Below are 3,097 nucleotides of genomic sequence, written 5' to 3' on the forward strand. Positions count from 1 at the left end.
TCGCCGGCCCGGGGGTCCCCCTTCGCTTGTGTCCGTTTTGTTTTTGGCCGGCCCCCCCCCCCGCCGGCGGGGGGGTGCCCCCCGGGGCCCGCCGCCGTGGGGGCCGCGCCCCCACGGGATTGCCGGCTTAGCCGCCGAACAGTTCCGAGAACTTCGCCTTGTCGGCGTCGGTCTTGGTGACGATTGCCTTGGTGTCGAACGGCATCACTTTGATCTTGACGCCTTCCGGCAGCCATTCGGGGCGGCCGACCGAGGCGCGCGCCGGCAGATAGCCCATCGACAACGCCAGCTTTTGGCCGTCATCGGAAAGAATGAAGTCGACGAACTTCTTGGCGCCGTCGACATTCTTGGCGGTCTTCATGATCGCGACTGGCTCGGTCACCGCCGGCACACCTTCGCTGGGGAACACGAACTCGACCGGCGAGCCCTTCTTCTTGGCGTTCATCGCCATGAAGTCGACCAGGATGCCATAGGGCTTCTCGCCTGATGCCACCGACTTCAGCACCGCACCATTGCCGCGCACGCTGACGGTGTTGTTGGTCTTCAGCTTCTGGAAGAAATCCCAGCCATAATTGCTGTCGCCGACGAAGCCTGAAAGCAGGTAGGCGGCCGCACCCGAATAGAGCGGGCTCGGCATGACCAGCCCATCGGCATAGGCCGGCTTGGCGAGGTCGGCCCAATGCTCCGGCTTTTCGGCGGCCGCGGTGTTGTAGACGATGCCGGTGGTGATCAGCTTGCTGCCGAAATAGGTCTTGTCGGCGTCATAGGCACCCGGCTCGATGCCATCGAGTTTGGCCTCGGGATAAGGCAGCAGCCGGTCGTCTTTCTTCAACAGCTCCATGCTGACCGCGTCGGCGATCAGAAGCACATCGGGCTGCGGGCTGCCGGCGGCGAACTCGGCCGCCATCTTGGTCAGGATGTCGCTCGTTCCTGAACGATAGATGGTCACGTCGATACCGGGCTGCGCCTTCTTGAAGGCGTCCACGGTCTTGGCCGCGTCGGCCTCCGGTTGGGATGTGTAAAGCGTCAGTGTTTCGGCGTTTGCCACGCCGGCAAACAAAGTTGCCGCGAGCGCCAGCTGGCTGGCCAGCAGCTTGATGAAGTGCGTCTTCATGAGACCTCCTGTCTTGTCTGTGCATGACCGGTCCGGCCCCTGGCCAGTTCCCCGTCTCTTCCTCCCTGCACGGCGCATATGACTGGTGGATGACACAGCGCGTGAGAGCCACAAAATATGTTCATATGTACAATGTCAATTACAAATGAACAGCATTGTGCAACAATCGACGCGCCGGAGGTCCGGCACCAGTTGACATCCGGCCGGCGCTTCCTTGAAGAGGCATCCGGTCAGGCCACGGCTCATGAGGGACAGCAACCGATGCCCACGGAAAAACCCGGACCGGCTCGCCTGCCGATGGTCTCGTCCGATCTCAGCGTCAAGACGGCCTGGCTCTACTATGTGGAAGGCTTTACGCAGGAGCAGATCGCCGAAAAGCTCAATGTCTCCAGGGTGAAGGTCATGCGCACGCTTGCCGCCTGTACCGCCGAAGGCATTGTCGTCATCATGATCAACGCGCCGACCGCCGGGCAGGTGGCGCTCGAACGGGCCCTGGAAAAGCGCTGGGGCCTCAACGCCGCTGTCGTCATCCCGACACCCTCGGCGCATGAGCATCTGGAAAAGGCGATCGGACACGCCGTCGCGACCTATCTCGGCGAGCAGATGCAGGACGGCATGACGCTGGCGATCGGAGGCGGCGCGACGCTGCATGCCAGCCTCGGCTTCCTCGCCCGCCGGCAGTTGAAGCGCGCCTCCGTGGTGGCGCTCGTCGGCAGCCTGCCGCATTCGCAATGGATCAATCCATCCATCGTCGCCGCCAAGGTCGCCGATGTCTTCGACGTGGACAGCTACCAGATCACCGCGCCGGTGACGGTCGACAATTCCTCGTTGCGCGATCTGCTGTGGGCACAGCCGACCCTGCAGGAGGTGCGCCAACGCGCGGCGGCCGCCGACATCGCGCTGCTGACGGTCGGCGATATGTCGCCCGATGCCACCATCTTCCGGCACGGTATCGTGCCGTCATCGCTGATCGCTCCGCTGAAAGCGAAGGGCGCGGTCGCCAACATGCTGTGCTATTTCGTCGACGCCAATGGCGGGCTGGTCGATCACGAGGTCAACGGACGGGTCATGGCTATCGATCTCGATGTGGTCGGCCAAGTGCCGAACGTCGTGCTAGCCGCGGGCGGCAAGCGCAAGGTTCCGGCGATCCTCGCCGCGTTGAAAGCCGTCAGCACCAATGTGCTGATCACCGACAGCGATACGGCCGCGGCGCTGTTGGCGAAGGGCGGCTGAGCCGGCTTTCGGTTTAAATAAGCCCGCGCTCGCGCAAAAAGTCCTCGACACCGACATGGGTCATGGACTCGAACTCGGCGATCGCCTCGGCTACCCGCTTGCGCTGGGCCGCCAGCAGCGTGAACACCTGTTTCATCTCGCCGGAAACACCAAAACGGCTCCACCGCTCGGCGATGTGCACCGGCAGACCGATGTCGGCACAGAACGCGTCCAGACTGTCATAGCCGAGGCTGACGACAAGCTGCCTCGTCTCCTCCGCCGACATGCGCGGCTCGAAGGCGTGATCGTGCAAGCGCTGCGCCACCAGCTTGATGTCGGACGGCGACGCACCCATGACCTTGCCGAACAAGGCTTTCACGTCCAATGGGTCGAATGCAGGCATGTTGGCCTCCCTTGAGCGCAATCCAGCTAGAACATGGGTCAAGGGTTGGCGCCTGACAAGTCGTTTCTGATGTATGCCAGCGCATCATTTCGCGCCGGCTCCCGACAGAGCCTACACGAGCAAACCCATCGGATTCTCGACCAGCCGCTTGAAGGCGACCAGCAGTTCGGCACCAAGCGCGCCGTCGACGGCGCGATGGTCGGTGGACAGCGTCACCGACATCACGGTGGCGATTTTGATCTCGCCGTTCTTGACCACCGCCCGCTCCTCGCCGGCGCCGACGGCCAGGATGGTGGCATGCGGCGGGTTGATGACGGCGGCAAAATCCTTGATGCCGAACATGCCGAGGTTGGACACCGCCGTGGTGC

At 63.4% G+C, this 3,097-nt stretch carries 4 protein-coding genes; 1 reads left to right on the forward strand and 3 read right to left on the reverse strand.

What is annotated here, in order from left to right; all coding sequences use genetic code 11:
• Positions 1-127 precede the first annotated feature (127 nt).
• Positions 128-1,114 carry an ABC transporter substrate-binding protein gene (locus NKI73_RS33415; protein WP_352636297.1) on the reverse strand — a complete coding sequence of 329 codons (987 nt, stop codon included), beginning with the start codon at positions 1,112-1,114 and terminating at the stop codon, positions 128-130.
• A gap of 261 nt (positions 1,115-1,375) precedes the next feature.
• Between NKI73_RS33415 and NKI73_RS33420 the strand changes: the two genes are divergently transcribed.
• Entirely contained in the window at positions 1,376-2,347 is a 972-nt protein-coding gene (locus NKI73_RS33420) for a sugar-binding transcriptional regulator (RefSeq protein ID WP_352636299.1), read from the forward strand.
• Between the two features lie 13 nt (positions 2,348-2,360).
• Here NKI73_RS33420 and NKI73_RS33425 read toward each other — a convergent pair whose 3' ends face one another.
• Both NKI73_RS33425 and NKI73_RS33430 read right to left on the reverse strand, forming a co-directional pair.
• Positions 2,361-2,729, reverse strand: coding sequence for a hypothetical protein (locus NKI73_RS33425; protein WP_352636301.1), 369 nt, complete (start codon positions 2,727-2,729; stop codon positions 2,361-2,363).
• 111 nt (positions 2,730-2,840) lie between these two features.
• Positions 2,841-3,097 (reverse strand): 2-oxo acid dehydrogenase subunit E2 (locus NKI73_RS33430; RefSeq protein WP_352636302.1); only part of this gene is annotated, 257 nt, incomplete at its 5' end.

Source organism: Mesorhizobium sp. M0496 (genome assembly GCF_040321205.1).
Taxonomy (GTDB): Bacteria; Pseudomonadota; Alphaproteobacteria; order Rhizobiales; family Rhizobiaceae; genus Mesorhizobium.

What these genes read in the sequence shown, in the direction of transcription:
- NKI73_RS33420 (WP_352636299.1), top strand. Translation starts at nt 1,376, where the DNA reads ATGCCCACGGAAAAACCCGGACCGGCTCGCCTGCCGATGGTCTCGTCC.
- NKI73_RS33425 (WP_352636301.1), bottom strand. Translation starts at nt 2,729, where the DNA reads ATGCCTGCATTCGACCCATTGGACGTGAAAGCCTTGTTCGGCAAGGTC.
- NKI73_RS33415 (WP_352636297.1), bottom strand. Translation starts at nt 1,114, where the DNA reads ATGAAGACGCACTTCATCAAGCTGCTGGCCAGCCAGCTGGCGCTCGCG.